Below are 17,493 nucleotides of genomic sequence, written 5' to 3' on the forward strand. Positions count from 1 at the left end.
TTATCCCGGGTGCAAACCTACACTGGTTCCAGCTACGCACTCCGACGCCCAAGGAAACAAGAACGATGAATGCCCCACTGCCCGAGCACGTCCGCAAGGCCCTAGAAACGGTGACCTTGGAGGACAAATACGCCCTCGACCACGGCCGTGCCTTCATGAGCGGCGTGCAGGCCCTGGTCAAGCTGCCGATGCTGCAGCGGCTGCGCGACCGTGCGGCAGGCAAGAACACGGCGGGCTTCGTCAGCGGCTACCGGGGCTCGCCGCTGGGCGGCTACGACCAGGCGTTGTGGAAGGCGTCCAAGTTCCTGAAGGCGCAGAACATCGTTTTCCAGCCGGGCGTCAACGAGGAGCTGGCGGCCACCGCGCTGTGGGGCACGCAGCAGCTGGGTTTCTCGCCGCCGGGCACCAACAGGTTCGACGGTGTCTTCGGCATCTGGTACGGCAAGGGCCCCGGGGTCGACCGCTGCTCCGACGTGTTCAAGCACGCCAACATGGCCGGCACCACCGAGTTCGGCGGCGTGATCGCCATCGCGGGCGACGACCACATCAGCAAGAGCAGCACCGCCGCCCACCAGAGCGACCACATCTTCAAGGCCTGCGGCCTGCCGGTGTTCTTCCCGGCCAACGTGCAGGAGATACTGGACCTGGGGCTGCACGCTTTCGCCATGAGCCGCTTCTCGGGCGTGTGGGCGGGCATGAAGACGATCCAGGAGATCGTCGAATCCAGTGCCACGGTGACGATCGATGCGCAGCGGGTCGACATCGTGATCCCCACCGATTTCGAGATGCCGCCCGGCGGCCTGCACATCCGCTGGCCCGATGCGCCGCTGGAGCAGGAGGCGCGGTTGATGCACTACAAGTGGTACGCCGCGCTGGCCTACATCCGCGCCAACCGGCTCAACTACAGCGCTATCCAGACGTCGCACGACCGCTTCGGCATCATGGCCAGCGGCAAGCCCTGGAACGACACCCGCCAGGCGCTGCTCGATCTGGGCCTGGACGACGCCGCCTGCCGCCGCATCGGCATCCGCCTGCACAAGGTGGGCGTGGTGTGGCCGCTGGAAGCGCAGCTGACCCGCGAGTTCGCGACCGGTTTGCAGGAGATCCTGGTGGTCGAGGAAAAGCGCCAGGTCATCGAATACCAGCTCAAGGAAGCGCTCTACAACTGGCGCCCCGACGTGCGGCCCAACGTGCTCGGCAAATTCGGCGAATCCGGAGGCGGCGGCGAATGGGGCATGCCCAATCCCACCGCCAACACCCTGCTGCGCGCCAATGCCGACCTGTCGCCCGCGATCATCGCGCGGGCCATCGCGCAGCGGCTCGAGAAGCTGGGCCTGCTGGAGGCGGCCGGCGCCGACATTCGCGCCCGGGTCGATGCGCAACTGGCGGTCCTGGAGGCGAAAGAGCGTGCGATGCAGGTGCTGGAAGCGGCCGGCGTGCAGGGCGCCGACCGGGTGCCGTGGTTCTGCTCGGGCTGCCCGCACAACACCAGCACCATGGTGCCCGAGGGCTCCCGCGCGGTGGGCGGCATCGGCTGCCACTACATGGCCACCTGGATGGACCGCAGCACCATCGGCTTCACCCAGATGGGCGGCGAGGGGGTGCCCTGGGTCGGCCAGCAGCCCTTCACCACCGACCGGCATATCTTCGCCAACCTGGGCGACGGCACCTACTTCCACAGCGGGCTGATGGCGATTCGGCAGGCGGTGGCCGCGGGCGTCAACATCACCTACAAGATCCTCTACAACGACGCGGTGGCGATGACCGGCGGCCAGCAGATCGGCGAGCGGCCCGAGGGCCACAGCGTGCTGCAGATCGCGCAGAGCCTGCAGGCCGAGGGCCTGGCGAAGGTGATCGTCGTCACCGACGAGCCCGAGAAGTACGCCGGCGTGAAGATCGCCGGCGACCTGGAGGTCAAGCACCGCGACACGCTCGATGCGGTGCAGCGCGAGTTCCGCGCGATCCCCGGCACCACCGCCATCATCTACGACCAGACCTGCGCCACCGAGAAGCGCCGCCGCCGCAAGCGCGGCACCGCGGTCGACCCGGCCCAGCGGGTGGTGATCAACGAGCTGGTCTGCGAAGGCTGCGGCGATTGCAGCGTGCAGAGCAACTGCCTGTCGGTCGAGCCGCTGGAGACCGAGTTCGGCCGCAAACGCACCATCAACCAGAGCAGCTGCAACAAGGACATGCGCTGCCTGAAGGGCTTCTGCCCGAGCTTCGTCACCGTCGAGGGCGGGCAGCTGAAGAAGAAGGGCAAGGGCAATGCGCCGTCGCCGCTGGACATGGGCGCGTTGCCCGAGCCGGTGCTGCCGCGGCTCGACGGGGCCGACGACGTGTGGGGCATCGTGGTGGCCGGCGTGGGTGGCACCGGCGTGATCACCATCGGCCAACTGCTCGGAATGGCGGCCCACCTGGAGGGCCGCAGCATCGTCACCCAGGATGCGGCCGGCCTGGCGCAGAAGGGCGGCGCCACCTGGAGCCATGTGCTGGTGGGCGCCACGCAGGAATCGATCCGCACCACCCGCGTCGGCATGGCCGCGGCCGACCTGATCCTGGCCTGCGACCCGCTGGTGGCGATCAACGAGGAGACGACGCTGCGGATGCGCGAAGGCCGCACCCACGTCGTGCTCAACGGCCACAGCACCCCGACGGCCGCCTTCGTGCGCAACGCCGACTGGCAGAACCCGGCGGACGCCTGCGGCGCCGAGATCGCCCGCACCGTGGGCGAGGCCCACTTCGGCGTCTTCGACGCCGACGCCGCCGCCACCCGGTTGATGGGCGACAGCATCTACGTCAACCCGATGTTGCTGGGCTACGCCTGGCAGCGCGGCTGGGTGCCGCTGTCGCTGGCCTCGCTGCTGCGGGCGATCGAGCTGAACGGCGTGGCGGTCGAGCAGAACAAGACCGCCTTCGCCTGGGGCCGCCGCGCGGCGCACGATCCGCAGTCGATGCACAAGCTGGCCGAGCCGGGCCAGGTCATCGCCTTCAGGCCGCGCGAGACGCTCGACGGCCTGGTGGCGCGCCGGGCGCAGTTTTTGGCGGCCTACCAGAACCAGGCCTATGCCGACGTCTACCGGCAGTTCGTCGACCGGGCGCGCGCGGCCGAGGCGCCGCTCGGCAAGACGGCGTTGTCGGAATCGGTCGCCCGCTGCCTGTTCAAGCTGATGGCGTACAAGGACGAGTACGAGGTCGCCCGGCTGCACACCGACCGCGGTTTCCTGGACAGGGTCGCCGGCATGTTCGAAGGCGACTTCACGCTGCACTACCACTTGGCCCCGCCCGGCATCGCCAAGACCAATGCGAAGGGCGAGCTGCAGAAGCAGCGCTTCGGCCCCTGGATGCTGACCGCGTTCCGGGTGCTGGCCCGATTGAAGGGCCTGCGCGGCACCGCGTTCGATCCGTTCGGACGCACCGAGGAGCGCCGTACCGAGCGGGCGCTTGTGGGCGAATACCGCGCCAGCGTCGAGGCGCTGCTGCCGCGGCTGGACGAAACCAACCACGCACTGGCCATCGAGATCGCCCGGCTGCCCGAGCAGATCAAGGGCTACGGCCATGTGAAGCACCGCAACCTGGTGGCGGCCCGGCTGCGCGGCGTCGAGCTGCAGGCCCGCTGGAACGGCCCGGCCGAGGCCCGCGCCGCGGCTTGAGCATCGAATCGGGTTCCGGCCGGCGGCGCAAGCCGGCCAGTAGCTATAGATTCAATAGCATCGCCGCGTCGATAGTCCCGTGCCATGCCGGGATACCCCGGGGCGTGTCGGAGGAGGGGGCGCCGCATACAATCGCCGGTTGCCCGGGGTGGCGGCGCCAGCCGCGCCCGGCAGTTTTTCTCTTCCCAATTCGACGTGCGCGTCGTGGAGTCGCCCCTTGTTCATCTCTTCCGCATTCGCCCAGACCGCCCCAGCCGCCGCCGCCGGCGGTGGCGGCATCATGTCCTCGCTCACCGGCATGCTGCCGCTGGTGCTGATGTTCATGGTGCTCTATTTCGTGATGATCCGTCCGCAGATGCGCAAGCAGAAAGAGCACCGTGCGATGCTCGACGCCATCGCCAAGGGCGACGAAGTGGCGACGGCCGGCGGCATCATCGGCCGCGTGACCCGCCTGGGCGAGGGAACCCTCGGCCTCGAGATCGCTCCCAACGTCGAAGTGCAGGTGCAGCGCACCGCCGTCGCGCAGGTGCTGCCCAAGGGCACCGTCAAGTAAACGGTCCCGCGCGGCAACCCTGCCGCCTCCGCAGGACCCGAGTCGAGCCGAAGCGGCCACGTCCTGCGCCTTGCCGCCGGGTCTCTCCCCGGCTTTTGCGGGCACGTCACAGTGCATAACACGCTCCAAGCTATGAATCGTTATCCGGTCTGGAAGTACGCGATCCTCGTCGTCGTGCTGCTGGTGGGGGCCCTCTACACCCTGCCCAATTTCTTCGGCGAGGCGCCGGCCGTGCAGGTCTCGGCCGCCAAGTCGAGCGTCAAGGTCGACGACGCCACCCGCACCCGGGTGGAAGAAGCCCTGAAGGCCGCCAACGTCGATGCCGGCGCGGTGACGCTCGACGGCACCTCGGTGCGCGCCCGCTTCGCCACGCCCGACGAGCAGCTCCGTGCCCGCGACGCCCTGCAGCACGCCCTGGTGCCCGATGCCGCCGATCCGCCCTACATCGTCGCGCTGAACCTGATCTCGCGTTCGCCGGCCTGGCTGGCCAAGCTGGGCGCGGTGCCGATGTACCTGGGGCTCGATCTGCGCGGCGGCGTGCACTTCATGCTGCAGGTCGACATGCAGGCCGCCCTCGACAAGAAGGCCGAATCATATGCCGGCGACCTGCGCACCACGCTGCGCGACAAGGGCATCCGCCACGGCGGCATCAACCGCGACGGTCAGGCGGTCGACATCCGGGTGCGCGACGACCAGACCGCCACCGCGGTCAAGAACCTGATCTCCGACCAGTTTCCCGACCTGGTCGTGACCCAGACCGGCGACGGTGCCGACACCCGGCTGCTGGCCCGCATCAAGCCCGAGGCGGTGCGCAAGGTGCAGGACCAGGCGCTCAAGCAGAACATCACCACGCTGCACAACCGGATCAACGAACTCGGCGTGTCCGAGCCGGTGATCCAGCAGCAGGGCCTTGACCGGATCGTGGTGCAGCTGCCCGGCGTGCAGGACACCGCCAAGGCCAAGGACATTCTGGGCCGCACCGCCACGCTGGAAGTGCGCATGGTCGACGAAAGCGCCGAGGCCCGGGTGGCCGAGCGTAGCGCCGCCGGCAACGTGCCCTTCGGCTCCGAGCGCTACCCCGAGCGCTCCGGCACGCCGATCGTCGTCAAGAAGCAGGTCGTCCTGACCGGCGAGAACCTGACCGACGCCCAGCCCGGCTTCGACAACCAGACGCACGAAGCCACGGTCAACCTGACGCTCGACGCCAAGGGCGCGCGCATCTTCCGCGACATCACCCGCGAGAACGTGGGCAAGCGCATGGCCATCGTCCTGTTCGAGAAGGGCAAGGGCGAGGTGGTCACCGCTCCGGTGATCCGCTCGGAAATCTCCGGCGGCCGGGTGCAGATCTCGGGCCGCATGACCTCGGTCGAGGCGGCCGACACTTCGCTGCTGCTGCGCGCCGGCTCCCTGGCCGCGCCTATGGAAATCATCGAGGAACGCACCATCGGCCCGAGTCTGGGTGCCGAGAACATCTCGCGCGGCTTCCACAGCGTGGCCTGGGGCCTGGCCGCCATCGCGGTGTTCATGTGCGCCTACTACGCGCTCTTCGGCGTGTTCTCCAGCATCGCGCTGCTGGTCAACGTGGCACTGCTGGTGGCCATCCTGTCGATGCTGCAGGCCACGCTGACGCTGCCCGGCATCGCCGCCATGGCGCTCGCGCTGGGCGTGGCGATCGACTCGAACGTGCTGATCAACGAGCGCATCCGCGAAGAGCTGCGCAACGGTGCCTCGGCGCAGGCCGCTATCCACGCGGGCTACGAGCGCGCCTGGGCGACCATCCTCGACTCCAACGTCACCACGCTGATCGCCGGCCTGGCGCTGCTCGCCTTCGGCTCCGGCCCGGTGCGCGGCTTCGCGGTGGTGCACTGCATCGGCATCCTGACCAGCATGTTCTCGGCCGTGTTCTTCTCGCGCGGCCTGGTCAACCTCTGGTACGGCCGTAAAAAGAAACTCAAGTCCGTCGCCATCGGCACCGTCTGGCGCCCTGAAACGTGAGCACGCCCGCAGGCTTGCCCACTGCGTGTGGCCGCCAAGCCCCTCGCCGGGGGCAACATCCGCGGCCCGGCGAAGCCGGTTCCGCGGTGTGCGCTGAAATGAATGCAGGGTGGCGTGCGCTGCCCGTCAAGGAATAGCATGGAATTCTTCCGTATCCGCCGCGACATCCCGTTCATGCGGCATGCGCTGATCCTGAACTCGATCTCGATCGTCACCTTCCTCGCGGCCGTGTTCTTCCTGTTCCACCGCGGGCTGCACCTGTCGGTGGAGTTCACCGGCGGCACGGTGATGGAGGTGGCCTACTCGCAGCCGGCCGATCTGGAGAAGGTGCGCAGCACCGTCACCGGCCTGGGCTACCAGGACGTGCAGGTGCAGAACTTCGGCACGGCGCGCGACGTGATGATCCGGCTGCCGGCGCAGAAGGGCGTGTCCTCGGCCCAGCAGAGCGATCGCGTCCTGGGGGCGCTCAAGGCCGATCCGGCGACCGCCGACGCCACGCTGCGCCGGGTCGAGTTCGTCGGCCCGCAGGTCGGCGAGGAACTGGCGACCGACGGCCTGAAGGCGCTGGCGATGGTGGTCATAGGCATCATGGTCTACCTGGCCTTCCGCTTCGAATGGAAGTTCGCCGTCTCCACCGTGCTGGCCAACCTGCACGACGTGGTGATCATCCTGGGCTTCTTCGCCTTCTTCCAGTGGGAGTTCTCGCTGGCGGTGCTGGCGGCGGTGCTGGCGGTGCTGGGCTATTCGGTCAACGAATCGGTGGTGATCTTCGACCGGGTGCGCGAGACCTTCCGCCGCCAGCGCAAGCTGGACACCGAGGCCGCGATCAACCACGCGATCACCTCCACCATCAGCCGGACCATCATCACCCACGGCTCGACCCAGCTGATGGTGCTGTCGATGTTCTTCTTCGGCGGCGCCACGCTGCACTACTTCGCCCTGGCGCTGACCATCGGCATTTTGTTCGGCATCTACTCGTCGTGCTTCGTGGCCGCGGCCATCGCGATGTGGCTGGGCGTGAAACGCGAAGACCTGGTCAAGCCGGTCGCCAAGAAGGATGCGGCCACCGATCCGGCCGATCCGAACAGCGGCGCGCAGGTCTAGAAATAAGGCCCCCCGGCTTTGCACGCTGCTGCCGCAGCGTGTCATTCGCCACCCCCCCCCGAGGGGGAGGCCCTGCCTGCCGCCGGGGGACCCGTCGGCGGCCGGTGGCTGTGAGATGCGTTGCCCTCGGGGATGGCGCGCAGGGGCTCAGCCCTTTGCCACCCGCTGGAACAGCCCGCCGGGGAGGCGGGCGACCCGGTCGTCGAGTTCCAACTCCAGCAGCTGCACCTGCAGCGCCGCGGCGTCGATGCCGGTGCGGGCCACCAGCGCGTCGAGGCCCACAGGGTTCCAGCCCATGGCGCCGAGCAGGCCGCTTTCGTCTTCTTCGCCGGCCTGCGAATCGGCCGGCTCGGCAGCAGCCGTCGGGAACAGGGCCGGCTGCGGCGTCGGCGTGCGGCGGGCCGTCGCCGGTGCGGCAGGCCGGGCCCGGTCGGCGAACGGCGGCAGCTCCTCCAGCACGTCCTGCGCCGATTCGACCAGCTTGGCGCCCTGGCGGATCAGCGCATGGCAGCCGCGCGACTGCGGCGCGTGGATCGAACCGGGAATCGCGAACACCTCCTTGCCCTGCTCGACCGCTATCCGCGCGGTGATCAGGGAGCCCGAAGGCTGCGCCGCCTCCACCACCAGCGTGCCGAGCGAAAGCCCCGCGATCAGCCGGTTGCGGCGGGGGAAGTTGGCGGCCAGCGGTGGCATGCCGAGTGCATATTCGCTGACCAGCAGACCCTCCTGCGCGATCCGGTGCGCCAGCGCCCGGTTTTGCCGCGGATAGACCCGGTCGAGTCCTGTGCCGACGATGGCGATGGTGGGGCAGAGGCCGGCCGTCGCGCCGTCGAGCGCGCCCTGGTGGGCGGCTGCGTCGATCCCCAGCGCCAGGCCCGAGACGACGGTCAGCCCGGCGCCAGCGAAGTGCTGGGCGAAGGCCTGCGCATCCCGCGCGCCCTGCGGCGTGGGGTGGCGGGTGCCGACGATGGCGATGCCGGGTGCCACCGAGTTTGCTGCAAAATTAATAGCATTGGGTCGGCGTGGTTCGAGGGCTGCAGGCACTTTTGATTCGAATGTCGACGATCCGAGCAGGTACAGCATCAGCGGCGGGTCTTCCGTCGCCAGCAGCCCCGCCGGATAACCGGCGTCGGCCAGGGTGAGGCAGCGGCGCTCGGCCCCGGTCGCGTCGCGTTCGTTCAGCCAGGCCCAGGTGGTTTCCAGCAGCGCGGCCAGATCGGCGGGTCGGGTCTGCAGGGCGGCCGTCTGCGCGAGCGTCGCCACCTGTCGCAGTGCGGCGGCCGGCGCATCGAACACCGCCGTCGGCAGCCCGAAGGCGGCCAGCAGCCGCCGGCCGGTGTCGGCCCCCACGCCGGGGGTCAGCGTCAGCCGCAACCAGGCGGCGAGTTCGGCGTGTTCCATGTGAGGGAAGAAGGAGTGCGAAAAAGCGCCACGGCGCATTCACCAGGTGCACCGCGGATCCGGCTCCGCCGGTCCGCCGGTGCCGCCCCCTGCAAGGGGGTAGGCGCAGACACGCAGTGCGAAGCCCGGCGGTGTGCCGAAGCTAAGGCCCCACGAGTCGGTCGCCGGCCTTCACCGGCACCCGGATCTCCAGGATCAGCGCGTACGACACTCGCTCGAAGGTGCGGAACACCATCATCAGGCCGTTGCGCTCGTCGGGCAGCTTGATCTGTGTCGGCTTGTCGCCGGTGCGGTCGGTGATGCGCGGGCCTTCCGACAGGATCGCCAGCACGTGGCCGCTTTCCATGCCGTCGAGCGTGCCCTTGTTGATCGCCACGATCTGGTTCTGCGCGGCGTTGGCCACGGCGCTGCCGTAGATCGACACCACCCGGCCGTTCTCGATCGGGAACTGCGGCGCGCGCGGGTTGTAGCTGACCAGCTGGCGCGGCGGCTCGGGCAGCAGCCGGTCGCCTGCGCGCATCTCTTCCTTCGAGCCGACGATGTCGAACGAGGCGGGCACGATCTCCTGCAGGTCCTTGCCGTCGCGCAACGAGGTCTGGGTGCTCTCGCTCTGCACCAGGCGGGCGCGGCCGACGTACTGGGCCTCGTAGCCCAGGATCTCGGCGGTGGCCGGGTCTTTGAGCGGCACCGCGTTGCGGAACACGCGGTAGTCGCGCGGCTGGCCCGGCTCGCGCATCAGCGGCGCGCCGGTGGGGCCCAGCGCATAGGCGCGGTCGCCGCGGGCCAGCAGCACCCGCTCTTCCAGGGCGCCGACGAGGCGGGGCGCGTTCTTCAGGGTGAATTCGTCGACGATCAGCGGCTCTGCCAGGAACGGCTCGATGAACTGGGGCTGCAGTGTGGGCAGCGCCGTGTCGGCCAGGCTCTCGTAGCGGGTGCGCGGCGAGATGCGGACCGTGTCGCCTTCGCCGCCGTAGCCGTAGCGCGAGGTGCGCAGCCGGGCCATGCCGTCGACCTTCTCCAGGTACAGGGTCTGGCCGGGGTAGATCAGGTGCGGGTTGCGGATCTGCTCCAGGTTCATACCCCACAGTTCGGGCCAGCGCCAGGGCCGCTGCAGGTACATGCCCGAGATGGCCCAGAGCGTGTCGCCGCGCTTGACGACGTAGACATCCGGCGCGTTGGGCGCCAGCTCCGCCACCGGGATGCCGGTCCGGGCCACCTGCTGCGCGGTGGCACGCTGGGTCGGCGTGACGGGATAGTTCTGTGCGAGCGCGGAGGTGGTGGCGCAGCAGAGTGCGGCGGCGGCCAGCGCGACGGCGGCGCAGGGGGTCTTCATTCGCATCAGGACGGGCTCCCTCGGGATGGCGCCTCGTCCCTGCGGGCGGACGCTACATCCAGCAAAATATCGTTACAAACAGCGGTGGATTCTCGCTTCATGTCCTTGAATGGGCAACGCTTTATTGGCACTGCGCGGTGGTGGCGGCCCCAAAGTGGCGGAAAATAGCGACAACTGCGTCCGCCCGCGACGCCTCCCCCGGACGCTTTTCGACACCGCCCCCGCCCGACCGCCATGGCCCTGCTTCCCATCCTCGTCTATCCCGATCCCAAACTGCTGAAGGTGGCCCGCCCGGTCGAGGCGGTCGATGCCCGGATCAAATCCCTGATCGCCGACATGACCGAGACCATGTACGACGCCAACGGCATCGGCCTGGCTGCCACGCAGGTCGACGTGCACGAGCGGCTGGTGGTGATCGACGTGTCCGAAGAGCGCAACCTACCGCAGGTGTTCGTGAATCCCAAGATCGTCTGGCAGAGCGACGAGAAGGTCACCGGCGAGGAGGGCTGTCTTTCGATCCCCGGCATCTACGACTGCGTCGAACGCGCCGCCGAGGTGAAGGTCGAGGCGCTCGACGGCGACGGCAAGCCGTTCACCGTGCAGGCCGACGGCCTGCTGGCCGTCTGCATCCAGCACGAGCTGGACCACCTGATGGGCAAGGTCTTCGTCGATTACCTTTCGCCCCTCAAGCGCAACCGCATCAAGACCAAGATGGTGAAGCTGCAGCGCGACGCGCGGGATTGATCCCGCCGCCGCCGGCCTCGCAGGCCTTCACCCTCCGCAGGAGCCGCCCCATGCCCGATTTCCGTATACCTTCGCACTGGGCCCGCTGGGCCCTCGCGGCCGGCGGCGCCGTGCTGCTGGCCGGTTGCGCCATCCCGTCCAAGGTGCCCGCCGGTGCGACGGTCGACGCGACCCAGGCCGAACTGGGCGCGCCCACCGGCCGCTACCCGCTGCCCGACGGCGGCCAGCGGCTGCAGTATTCGGAGCAGCCCGCGGGCTCGGCCGTGTGGAACCTCGACTTCGACGCCGCCGGCCGGCTGCAGCGCACCGACCAGGCGCTGCGCTATCCCAACTTCGACCAGGTCGTGCCGAACCAGTGGACCGGCGACGACGTGCTGCGGATGATGGGCCGGCCCGCCCGCGTCGAGCGGGTGGCGATGTTCGACGGCCCGGTCTGGACCTACCGGTTCAACGACATGAACAACTTCCGCTTCATCCACGTGCACCTGGACCCGGGCGGCGTGGTGCGGCGCATCCAGTACACCGACGAGAGTCTGTACCGCGCGCCGCAGGCACGGTAGGCCGGTGAAGGTCGTGAAGGTCGTTTTTGCCGGCACGCCGGAATTCGCCCGCGTCGCGCTCGACGCCCTGCACGCCGCCGGCCTGGAGATCCCGCTGGTGCTGAGCCAGCCCGACCGGCCCGCCGGACGCGGCATGAAGCTGCAGGCCTCGCCGGTCAAGCAGTTCGCGGTGGCGCACGGCATCGCCGTCGCGCAGCCCCGCGGCCTGCGGCTCGACGGCAGGTATCCGGACGATGCCGCCGCCGCCCGCGAGGCGCTGCTGGCCGCCGGTGCCGACGCGATGGTCGTCGCCGCCTACGGCCTGATCCTGCCGCGGTGGGTGCTCGACCTGCCGCGCCTGGGCTGCTTCAATATCCACGCGAGCCTGCTGCCGCGCTGGCGCGGCGCCGCCCCGATCCACCGCGCGATCGAGGCGGGCGACGCCCGCACCGGCATCACCATCATGCAGATGGACGCGGGCCTGGACACCGGCGACATGCTCCTGACCGAAACGCTGCAGATCGACGCGGCCGACACCACCGCCACGCTGCACGACAGGCTGGCCCCGCTGGGCGGCCGGATGGTGGTGCAGGCGCTGCGCACCGCGGAGCAGGGAGGCCTGCAGCCGGTGCCGCAGCCGGACGCGGGCGTCACCTACGCCCACAAGATCGAGAAGGCCGAGGCGCTGATCGACTGGTCGCACGGCGCCGAGGCCATCGCACGCCGGGTGCGGGCCTTCGACCCGTTCCCCGGCGCCGCCACCACGCTGGGCGGCGAGACGGTCAAGATCTGGTGCTGCGAAATCGATAGCGCGCAGTCGGCGGCCGGCGCCGGCTGCGGCACCGTTCTGTCTGCAGATGCGGCGGGCATCGCCGTCGCCTGCGGCCAGGGCGTGCTGCGGGCCACGGTGCTGCAACGCGCCGGCGGCAAGCGGCTGCCGGCTGGCGATTTCCTGCGCGGCTTCGCGCTGCCGGCGGGTGCCGTGCTCGGCGCCGCATCGGCGGCATGAGCGGCTCGGGCGTTTCCTACCCCGGCGAGGCCTGCGCCCGCGAACTGCTGCGGCACCCCGAGTTCTGGCGCGGCATGCGCGAGATGTCGGGCATGAGCATCGGCATCGGCGCCTGGGGTCTGGTCACCGGCGTGGCGATGGTCAAGTCGGGCATGCCGCTGCTGCTGGCCGTCTTCATGTCGCTCACCGTCTACGCCGGCAGCGCGCAACTGGTGGTGGTGCCGCTGATCGCATCCGGCTCGCCGATGTGGGTGGTGTGGCTCACCGCGTTCTGCGTCAATCTGCGCTTCGTGATCTTCAGCACCCTGTGGCGCCACTACTTCGGCCGCTTTCCCCGCGCCCGCCGCTGCCTGATGGGCTATGTGAGCGGCGACGTGACCTTCGTGCTGATGGCGCAGCGCTTCCCCGAGCAGGCGCCGGCGCCGGGCCAGGTGCCGTATTTCTGGGGCGCCTCCAGCCTCAACTGGACGACCTGGCAGCTCAGCTCCATCGCCGGCATGCTGCTGGCCGAGACCATTCCGGTGCACTGGGGCCTGGGCTTCGCGGGCGTGCTGGCGCTGGTCGGCGTGCTGTGCTCGATGCTGGGCGACCGCATCACCTGGGTGTCGGCGGGCGTCGCGGCGGCCGCGGCGGTGGCGGCCTTCGCGCTGCCGCTGAAGCTCAACATCCTGGCGGGCATCGCCGCCGCGGTGACGGTCGGCCTGGTGCTGGAGGCGGCCCTGCCGCAGCGCAGCCGCATCGTCAAGCGCACACCGCCGCCCGCCGAGGACGCGCCATGAGCCGCCGCCGCATCGCTGCCCGTTGCAAGCACGCGCACGCTAGTGCACAGCATGGAGGTTTCTCCATGAGCGCCGCGCCGAACCGCTTCAAGCAAGCTCGCACCGCAGTGCGCCGCACGGAGGTTTCTCCATGACCGCCTGGGAGACCTGCATTGCCATCGTCGGCCTGGCCGCGATCACCGTGCTGACCCGCTGCTTCTTCCTGCTGCCCGACCGCGAGCTGCCGCTGCCCGACTGGCTGCGCCGCGGCCTGCGCTACGCGCCGCTGGCCGCGCTGGCGGCGGTGCTGGCGCCCGAGTTGGTGATGCGCGACGGTGCCTTCCTCACCACCCTGGCCGACGCGCGGCTGCCGGCCACGCTGGCCGCGGTGGCTTTCTATTTCTGGCGGCGCAGCATCCTCGGCACCATCGCGGTCGGCATGGCGGCGTACCTGCCGCTGCACGTCGGCTTGGGCTGGTAACGCGGATACGGCCGCTGGCCGGCGAACCGTGGGGCCTCTCTACAATCGCCGGCACTTTTCCTCCCTTTCACTTCCTTCCTCCGCCTCTTATTCTTCTTTTTTCCTCTTCCTCGATCGCACCCATGAACGTCCTCCGCTTCTCCGATCTCGTCGCCCAGGGCAAGGCTTGCGGCCAACGCGTGTTCATCCGCGCCGACCTCAACGTACCGCAGGACGACGACGGCCGCATCACCGAAGACACCCGCATCCGCGCCTCGGTCCCCTGCATCGAGCTGGCGCTGAAGGCCGGTGCCGCCGTCATGGTCACCTCGCACCTGGGCCGCCCGACCGAGGGCGCCTTTCAGCCCGCAGATTCGCTGGCGCCGGTCGCCGCGCGCCTGTCGGAGCTGCTGGGCCGCGAAGTGCCGCTGGTGCAGGACTGGGTCGACGGCGTGCAGGTCGCGCCGGGCAGCGTGGTGCTGCTGGAGAACTGCCGCGTCAACCAGGGCGAGAAGAAGAACGACCCGGCACTCGCCAAGAAGATGGCCGCGCTCTGCGACATCTACGTCAACGACGCCTTCGGCACCGCCCACCGTGCCGAAGGCACCACCTACGGCATCGCCGAATACGCCACCGTCGCCTGCGCCGGCCCGCTGCTGGCCGCCGAGATCGACGCGATCACCCAGGCGCTGGCCAGCCCTAAGCGGCCGCTGGTCGCGATCGTCGCCGGCTCCAAGGTCTCGACCAAGCTCACCATTTTGAAGGCGCTGTCGGCTAAGGTCGACCAGCTGATCGTCGGCGGCGGCATCGCCAACACCTTCATGCTGGCCGCCGGCCTGCCGATCGGCAAATCCCTGGCCGAGCCCGACCTGGTCGACGAAGCCAAGGCGGTGATCGAGGCGATGCGCGCCCGCGGCGCCGCCGTGCCGATCCCCACCGACGTGGTCACCGCCAAGGCCTTCAAGGCCGACGCCGAAGCCTCCGTCAAGCAGGCCCGGGACGTGGCCGAGGACGACCTGATCCTCGACATCGGCCCCGACGCCGCCGCCCAGCTGGCCGCGCAACTCAAGGCCGCCGGCACCATCGTCTGGAACGGCCCGGTCGGCGTGTTCGAGTTCCCCGCCTTCTCCCACGGCACCGAGACGATCGCCCGCGCCATCGCCGAAAGCGACGCCTTCAGCATCGCCGGCGGCGGCGACACCCTGGCCGCCATCGCGCAGTACGGCATCGAGAAGGACGTGGGCTACATCTCGACCGGCGGCGGCGCCTTTCTGGAGATACTGGAGGGCAAGACGCTGCCGGCGTTCGAGATTTTGCAGAGGCGGGCGGCGGTCTGACGGGGCACCTGGGTGGGGCCGCCGCGATGAATCAGGGGGCACCCCCTGTCATTTACAGAGATATCTCTGGTTTTTACACGGCTTGATCTGTACCAGATGCCGATCGAATCCCTGCTCGATCAGATAATTCCAAGACCTCTCCACATCGTCCGATACCGCTTGCTCGACCTGGAAACCCATCTCGGGATAAATTTTGACGCGGTGCAGATCCCCGACCAATTCATCGATCACTCCGAGCACTCCCACCTGGTCGGAGATTTGATCGGGAAATCCATAATCCGGGGCATCCACATAGGCTTCTAGCCCTGGCCATTGAACGGGTACTGTCAGCGCCACACGGCGGATCGAGTTGGGCTTGGTGAGGAAAGTAACCCGTCGAACCTCAGGAAACATCGCCCGGGAAAACGCAATGTTCTCAGCAAAATTGGTGGCTTGCGTTTCCAAACTGAACTGCGCGGGCCTCACACCCCGCGCGAGGGCACGCTGAGCGAATATGTCGGCCTCAGTGCCCTCCCACAAGTCGCGTGTCCAGCGGCCAGTATTGCCGGTGAATAGCAAGTGCGGAGCAATTCCCTTGTTTAGCAATTCGCATGCGTAGTCGCAGACCCGCAGGTCGTACGACCCACACACGACTATCAATTCGCATGCGGCGTGCTGGCGTCCGGCGGAGAGGAAGTCCCAGAGAATCGTGGCGTGATGCAGTGTGGGTGTCATGGCGCGATGGATTTTAGGGAAGCGTTAATACCGACGAGCAGCATCCGGCCGTCGAACGTAGGGTGAGATGCCCGGGTCTGCAAGATCGGCAGCGACTCGAAGTCGGCGTATACCGCTGTTGCGCCATGATCCACCAGCGTGAGATCGTCGCCGATACCGATACACAGCGCGCCACTGCGCACCGCCGACTGCACGCCGCTGACAGAGTCTTCGAATACCAGACATTCGTGGATAGGCCGGCTCAATCTTTGCGCCGCCAATCGGTAGCAGTCGGGCGCAGGCTTGCCACGTTCGACATCCTCACGCGAAATCACACAATCGAATACATTTTCCATATCATGCTGTTGGAGCACATGGGCGATACGAGCGGGCCAGCTGCTGGTGACCAGCGCCGATGATATTCCCCCGTTGCGTAACTGGGCAATGAGCGTTGCCACACCCGGGACCAGCGGACAGGCTGCGATTTCCTCGATCGCGTCCACCTGTTCTTTGATGCGTCGACGCTGCACGGGGTCGAATTCGCCAAAAAGCGTTAGCAGAGTGTATTCACCGGACCGACCGTGGATATGGTCGCGAATGAATGCGTGGCTTACCTCGATGCCGTAGCTGCACGCAATGCGTGTCCATGCATCCTCGATCGTTTCGCGCGACTGGATGAGGACGCCATCCATATCAAAGCAAACGGCTGTAAGATTTATTTTCGACATCGTTCGAGCTTTGCGTCTTCTGAGTAGCGACCAGGGCCACCAATGCCCCCACCAATGAAAACAGGGCCATCACGTAGTAGGACCGGGCCGGCACCGTTTCGTACAAGTACCCCGCAAATGGAGCGGCCAGACCCATGGGCAATGCGACTGCAATGGAGTAATAAACGCCTTGGGTAAACGCTCGGATGTCCGATGGTGCATGGTCGCGAATAAACCGCATGATCGCGGAGTGGTACGCGGCGAAACTCAGTGCGTGCATGCACTGTCCCAGTACGATGAGCGACATCGCCTCGCTACTGGAAAAAAAAGTCCAGCGTGCGGTCGCGCATACGCCGGAAAATACCACCAAGGGCAAGGGGGGGCAGCGGGTCAGAATTTTGTTGGAAAAGGCGAAATAGATAATCTCCGCCAGCGCGGCGATTGACCAGAATATTCCTACAGCAGTAGACGAGTAGCCTTGCGCTTCCCAGCGGATGGATGCCGTAGAAAAATACAAGGTGTGGCTTAGTTGAATGAAGCTGGCCGCAGCAATTACCAGTAACAAAATCTTTTTCTCGAATAGACGTTTCCAATCGGGCCGATGAACCGTCCGCGGCAAGGCAGGTGAAGGTGCTTGGGTGATTCGGTGCCTTACCCAAAGGCAACTCAGCGCTGTGGATACCATGCTGACCGAAATTGCGATGGGCACCCAGGATTGACCATAACGAGTAAATAACATGCCGCCGATGCTCGACATCAGAATGAAAGACAATGAACCTATGGCTCTGACCCAACCATAATTTTGCAATGCTTGTTTATCGCGTTGGAGTAGATACGATTCGCATAGCGGCAAAACGACCATCCACAGTCCGCCAAACAGAATGCTCAAAGCGACGAATGCATATGGTTTTGCGGGCGCGAAGCAAAACATAAGAGTGAAAAATGCCGCAGAAAGCGCCAGCATGGCCGCCAGACGAATTTGATCCAATCGCCAGTCCGCAACATAGGTGAGAAGCACCCCGCTTATGACCTGAGGCCAATAGGCTGCCGCGATCAAAATGCCTGCTTGACTGCTGCTGAAGCCTAAAGAATGCAGCCAGGTGGACCAGAACGGATAAATAATACCTTCTGCCGCGAAAAATCCGAAAAATATGAGATACATTGTACGGCGGCAGGATTATTCATTGAGAGCGGAGATTATGAGAAAATC

Annotated in this window: 15 protein-coding genes; 10 read left to right on the forward strand and 5 right to left on the reverse strand. The window is 67.4% G+C overall.

Translation table 11 applies throughout. The features are described from left to right. Positions 1–65 precede the first annotated feature (65 nt). The 4 genes from DFQ15_RS07915 (at position 66) to secF (ending at position 7,302) form a co-directional block, all read left to right on the forward strand. Complete coding sequence (locus DFQ15_RS07915; RefSeq protein WP_110465457.1) at positions 66–3,650, forward strand: indolepyruvate ferredoxin oxidoreductase family protein; 3,585 nt, start codon at positions 66–68, stop codon at positions 3,648–3,650. A gap of 217 nt (positions 3,651–3,867) precedes the next feature. Next, entirely contained in the window at positions 3,868–4,203 is a 336-nt protein-coding gene (gene yajC / locus DFQ15_RS07920) for a preprotein translocase subunit YajC (protein ID WP_110465458.1), read from the forward strand. 132 nt (positions 4,204–4,335) lie between these two features. Beyond that, a complete protein-coding gene (gene secD, locus DFQ15_RS07925) occupies positions 4,336–6,198 on the forward strand; it encodes a protein translocase subunit SecD (protein ID WP_110465459.1) in 1,863 nt (620 codons plus the stop codon). Positions 6,199–6,336: 138 nt separating this feature from the next. Next, positions 6,337–7,302 (forward strand): protein translocase subunit SecF, encoded by a 966-nt coding sequence (secF, locus tag DFQ15_RS07930; protein ID WP_110465460.1) that lies wholly within the window; start codon positions 6,337–6,339, stop codon positions 7,300–7,302. A 147-nt stretch (positions 7,303–7,449) separates the two neighbouring features. Here the strand turns inward: secF and dprA are convergent, their stop codons facing one another. Next, positions 7,450–8,703 carry a DNA-processing protein DprA gene (gene dprA, locus DFQ15_RS07935; RefSeq protein ID WP_110465461.1) on the reverse strand — a complete coding sequence of 418 codons (1,254 nt, stop codon included), beginning with the start codon at positions 8,701–8,703 and terminating at the stop codon, positions 7,450–7,452. 142 nt (positions 8,704–8,845) lie between these two features. Continuing rightward, complete coding sequence (locus DFQ15_RS07940; RefSeq protein WP_374941011.1) at positions 8,846–10,042, reverse strand: LysM peptidoglycan-binding domain-containing protein; 1,197 nt, start codon at positions 10,040–10,042, stop codon at positions 8,846–8,848. A gap of 228 nt (positions 10,043–10,270) precedes the next feature. On the opposite strand from DFQ15_RS07940, the gene def reads away from it, so the two are divergent. The 6 genes from def to DFQ15_RS07970 all read left to right on the forward strand — a co-directional run bounded on the left by def (position 10,271) and on the right by DFQ15_RS07970 (position 14,883). Beyond that, positions 10,271–10,780, forward strand: a complete 510-nt coding sequence (gene def, locus DFQ15_RS07945; RefSeq protein ID WP_110465463.1) for a peptide deformylase — start codon at positions 10,271–10,273, stop codon at positions 10,778–10,780. Between the two features lie 50 nt (positions 10,781–10,830). After that, positions 10,831–11,340, forward strand: coding sequence for a hypothetical protein (locus DFQ15_RS07950; protein WP_110465464.1), 510 nt, complete (start codon positions 10,831–10,833; stop codon positions 11,338–11,340). A gap of 13 nt (positions 11,341–11,353) precedes the next feature. Next, positions 11,354–12,328 (forward strand): methionyl-tRNA formyltransferase, encoded by a 975-nt coding sequence (fmt, locus tag DFQ15_RS07955; RefSeq protein WP_110465489.1) that lies wholly within the window; start codon positions 11,354–11,356, stop codon positions 12,326–12,328. Beyond that, complete coding sequence (locus DFQ15_RS07960; RefSeq protein ID WP_110465465.1) at positions 12,325–13,107, forward strand: AzlC family ABC transporter permease; 783 nt, start codon at positions 12,325–12,327, stop codon at positions 13,105–13,107. The genes fmt and DFQ15_RS07960 overlap by 4 nt, the downstream gene beginning before the upstream one ends. A gap of 130 nt (positions 13,108–13,237) precedes the next feature. Further along, positions 13,238–13,567, forward strand: a complete 330-nt coding sequence (locus DFQ15_RS07965) for an AzlD domain-containing protein (protein ID WP_110465466.1) — start codon at positions 13,238–13,240, stop codon at positions 13,565–13,567. A 122-nt stretch (positions 13,568–13,689) separates the two neighbouring features. Further along, positions 13,690–14,883, forward strand: a complete 1,194-nt coding sequence (locus DFQ15_RS07970; RefSeq protein ID WP_110465467.1) for a phosphoglycerate kinase — start codon at positions 13,690–13,692, stop codon at positions 14,881–14,883. A gap of 48 nt (positions 14,884–14,931) precedes the next feature. On the opposite strand, the gene DFQ15_RS07975 is transcribed toward DFQ15_RS07970, so the two are convergent. The 3 genes from DFQ15_RS07975 to DFQ15_RS07985 are packed head-to-tail and all read right to left on the reverse strand — an operon-like array spanning position 14,932 to position 17,445. Next, positions 14,932–15,597 carry a YdcF family protein gene (locus DFQ15_RS07975; RefSeq protein WP_110465468.1) on the reverse strand — a complete coding sequence of 222 codons (666 nt, stop codon included), beginning with the start codon at positions 15,595–15,597 and terminating at the stop codon, positions 14,932–14,934. Then, the gene (locus tag DFQ15_RS07980; RefSeq protein ID WP_199399839.1) at positions 15,594–16,268 is read right to left on the reverse strand and encodes an HAD family hydrolase; all 675 of its coding nucleotides are present in this window, start codon (positions 16,266–16,268) and stop codon (positions 15,594–15,596) included. Before DFQ15_RS07980 ends, DFQ15_RS07975 begins: the two co-directional genes overlap by 4 nt. A gap of 1 nt (position 16,269) precedes the next feature. Further along, the gene (locus DFQ15_RS07985; protein WP_110465470.1) at positions 16,270–17,445 is read right to left on the reverse strand and encodes an MFS transporter; all 1,176 of its coding nucleotides are present in this window, start codon (positions 17,443–17,445) and stop codon (positions 16,270–16,272) included. Between the last annotated feature and the right edge of the window lie 48 nt (positions 17,446–17,493).

The sequence above is a fragment of the Xylophilus ampelinus genome (assembly GCF_003217575.1).
Taxonomy (GTDB): Bacteria; Pseudomonadota; Gammaproteobacteria; order Burkholderiales; family Burkholderiaceae_C; genus Xylophilus; species Xylophilus ampelinus.

Bases quoted from the DNA above. Each gene is read 5' to 3' on its own strand.
- dprA (WP_110465461.1), bottom strand. From the start codon at position 8,703: ATGGAACACGCCGAACTCGCCGCCTGGTTGCGGCTGACGCTGACCCCC.
- def (WP_110465463.1), top strand. From the start codon at position 10,271: ATGGCCCTGCTTCCCATCCTCGTCTATCCCGATCCCAAACTGCTGAAG.
- DFQ15_RS07950 (WP_110465464.1), top strand. From the start codon at position 10,831: ATGCCCGATTTCCGTATACCTTCGCACTGGGCCCGCTGGGCCCTCGCG.
- DFQ15_RS07960 (WP_110465465.1), top strand. From the start codon at position 12,325: ATGAGCGGCTCGGGCGTTTCCTACCCCGGCGAGGCCTGCGCCCGCGAA.
- DFQ15_RS07940 (WP_374941011.1), bottom strand. From the start codon at position 10,042: ATGCGAATGAAGACCCCCTGCGCCGCCGTCGCGCTGGCCGCCGCCGCA.
- DFQ15_RS07915 (WP_110465457.1), top strand. From the start codon at position 66: ATGAATGCCCCACTGCCCGAGCACGTCCGCAAGGCCCTAGAAACGGTG.
- DFQ15_RS07965 (WP_110465466.1), top strand. From the start codon at position 13,238: ATGACCGCCTGGGAGACCTGCATTGCCATCGTCGGCCTGGCCGCGATC.
- secF (WP_110465460.1), top strand. From the start codon at position 6,337: ATGGAATTCTTCCGTATCCGCCGCGACATCCCGTTCATGCGGCATGCG.
- DFQ15_RS07975 (WP_110465468.1), bottom strand. From the start codon at position 15,597: ATGACACCCACACTGCATCACGCCACGATTCTCTGGGACTTCCTCTCC.
- DFQ15_RS07985 (WP_110465470.1), bottom strand. From the start codon at position 17,445: ATGTATCTCATATTTTTCGGATTTTTCGCGGCAGAAGGTATTATTTAT.
- DFQ15_RS07970 (WP_110465467.1), top strand. From the start codon at position 13,690: ATGAACGTCCTCCGCTTCTCCGATCTCGTCGCCCAGGGCAAGGCTTGC.
- DFQ15_RS07980 (WP_199399839.1), bottom strand. From the start codon at position 16,268: ATGGATGGCGTCCTCATCCAGTCGCGCGAAACGATCGAGGATGCATGG.
- secD (WP_110465459.1), top strand. From the start codon at position 4,336: ATGAATCGTTATCCGGTCTGGAAGTACGCGATCCTCGTCGTCGTGCTG.